The sequence below is a fragment of the Streptomyces sp. P5F9 genome (assembly GCF_057961495.1).
The window spans coordinates 1-2,222 of record NZ_JBXVPZ010000814.1 but is presented as its reverse complement, the minus strand read 5'-3'; the positions used below and the strand labels follow the sequence as shown (position 1 = coordinate 2,222).

Annotated in this window: 2 protein-coding genes and 1 tRNA gene; 2 read left to right on the top strand and 1 reads right to left on the bottom strand. The window is 68.9% G+C overall.

What is annotated here, in order from left to right; translation table 11 throughout:
- Together AC31A1_RS50440 and AC31A1_RS50435 are read left to right on the top strand one after the other, a co-directional pair.
- Positions 1-812 (top strand): ABC transporter permease (locus AC31A1_RS50440; protein ID WP_489659755.1); only part of this gene is annotated, 812 nt, incomplete at its 5' end.
- Positions 809-1,954 carry an ABC transporter substrate-binding protein gene (locus AC31A1_RS50435; protein ID WP_489659754.1) on the top strand — a complete coding sequence of 382 codons (1,146 nt, stop codon included), beginning with the start codon at positions 809-811 and terminating at the stop codon, positions 1,952-1,954. The genes AC31A1_RS50440 and AC31A1_RS50435, both read left to right, overlap by 4 nt.
- Before the next feature lie 48 nt (positions 1,955-2,002).
- Here AC31A1_RS50435 and AC31A1_RS50430 read toward each other — a convergent pair.
- Positions 2,003-2,076 (bottom strand) — tRNA-Met (locus AC31A1_RS50430).
- Between the last annotated feature and the right edge of the window lie 146 nt (positions 2,077-2,222).

The window sequence follows — 2,222 nt, the reverse complement described above, 5'->3', positions numbered from 1 at the left end:
GCCCCCAAGAGCTCAACCCCCTGCGCACCCACCGCCGCCGACGCGCCCTGGAACTCACCCTCGCCGTGGCGGTCCCCCTCGCCCTGATCCTCTGGTGGCAACTGGCCGCCACCCAGGGCTGGATAGACCCCCGCGTCTACCCGTCCCCCTCCACGATCCTCTCCGACGGCTGGACCCGAGCCGCCGCGGGCGACCTGTGGCCGGATGTCTGGGCCACCACCAGACGCGTCCTGGGCGGCTACGCGCTGGGCACGGCGGCCGGCTACGCCCTGGGCCTGCTGATGGGCTCCCTGCCCCTGGTCCGGGCCGCACTGGAACCACTGCTGGACGCCCTGTACGTCGTACCGAAACTGGCCCTGCTCCCCATCTTCCTGAACATGTTCGGGCTGGGCGAAGGCCCACAAATAGCGCTTGTCGCAACGACGGTCTTCTTCTTCGTCTGGATCTCGACGATGTCGGCGGTGGTGGCGATCCCCTCCGGCCACCGCGACGCGGGCCAGGTCTTCGGCGCCACTCCATGGCAGATGTTCCGCCACGTCCTCCTCCCGGCCTCCCTCCCCGCGGTCCTGGTGGGCGCGCGCATAGCGGCGGGCGTGGCGGTCCTGGTGATCGTCGCCTCGGAACAGATCGCGGCGACGAACGGCCTGGGCCACCTGATCTTCGACTCCCGCGCGCTGTTCGAGAACGACGTGATGTTCGTGGGCATCGTGTGCGTGGCGGTCCTGGGGGTCGTCTTCTCCGAACTGGTGCGTGTGGCAGGCAGGTTGCTCACACCGTGGGCACCGCGGGACCGAGGACGGGGGCAGTCATGAGAAGACGCGCTTACGGTACGGCGGTTGTCGTCGCGGCCCTGCTGGCGTCGGCGGGCTGCTCGTCCAAGTACGCGGGGGACAGCGGGACTTCGGGCGCAACCGCCCCGGGCCACCGCACGGTCACCCCGGTGGACGGCTGCGGCAAGTCCTCCTGGACAGATCCGGCGGGCCTCTCCCCCACCCGCATACCGGCCCGCTGCGAGCCCCTCGCCCCCTCCCCTCAACCTCTCGCCAAAACACGGAAGTTGACGATCGCGACGGGAACGCTGAGCGCGGAGTACGTGGCCCCGCTCGAAGTCGCCGTCGACAAGGGCGAGTTCAAGAAGGAAGGCCTGGACGTGACGCTCAAGGTCCTCCCGACTCCCGACGCACTGCCGCTCCTGGCCAAGGGAGACATCGACGCGATGTGGGCGGCCCCGGAGGCGGCCGTCATGAACGGCGTCAAGGGCGGCTTCGACATCAAGTGGGTCGCCGGCAACTTCTCCCCCGACCCGAAGTCGAAGAGCGGCCTCTGGGTGAAGCTGAAGAAGGGCGAGGCGGCGGCGGACATCAGGATGGCGGGCCGCAGGATGGGCACGATGATCGGCAAGGGCTCGGTGATCGCGTACCCCATGGAGAAGGCCCTGGCGACCCACGGCGGCGGCCTCGACAAGATCCAGTACCAGCAACTCGGCTCGGCCGACGTCCTCACCGCCCTCCAGAACGGCGGCACCGACTCGGCCTGGCTCCTGGACCCGGTCTGGCGCAAGGTCGACGACAACCCCCAGTACGCCTTCCTGGGCGGCCAGCCACTGGGCGAGCCCCTGGGCGGCATGCTCTACGGCCCCAGCCTCCTGAACGACGACGTGAACGCCGGCGTGGCCCTCCTCCGCGCCTACATCCGCACGGTGAACACGTACTTCGCCGGCGACTACAAGGCGGACCCGTCCTTCGTCGCCTACCTCGCCAAACTCCTGAAGACCGACGAGGCGGTCCTCAAGTCGACCCCGTCGCTCACGATGGACTGGGAGATCCGCGGGGGGACGACGACCCGCCTTCAGGCCGCGTACAAGGCGGCGGGCGTCTCCAAGGGTGCGGCACTGCCGGAATCCAGGACGGTGGACCGCTCGCTGTACGAAGAGGCGGTGGGCCACCAACCGTAGAAACACCGAGGGCCGGAACCCTTTCGGATTCCGGCCCTCGGCCTTCAGTAGCGGGGACAGGATTTGAACCTGCGACCTCTGGGTTATGAGCCCAGCGAGCTACCGAGCTGCTCCACCCCGCGCCGTTGTGAGTGCAACGCTACGTCAGACGGCCGGACAGAAGCAAATCGCTTATCAACCCAGGTCAGCTACATCCAGCCCGTCCGGCGTTTGAGGACGAGGCCGTCCAGGCCGAAGCGGGGGTCTGGGGGCGGCAGCCCCCAGTGAT

What these genes read in the sequence shown, in the direction of transcription:
- AC31A1_RS50435 (WP_489659754.1), top strand. Translation starts at nt 809, where the DNA reads ATGAGAAGACGCGCTTACGGTACGGCGGTTGTCGTCGCGGCCCTGCTG.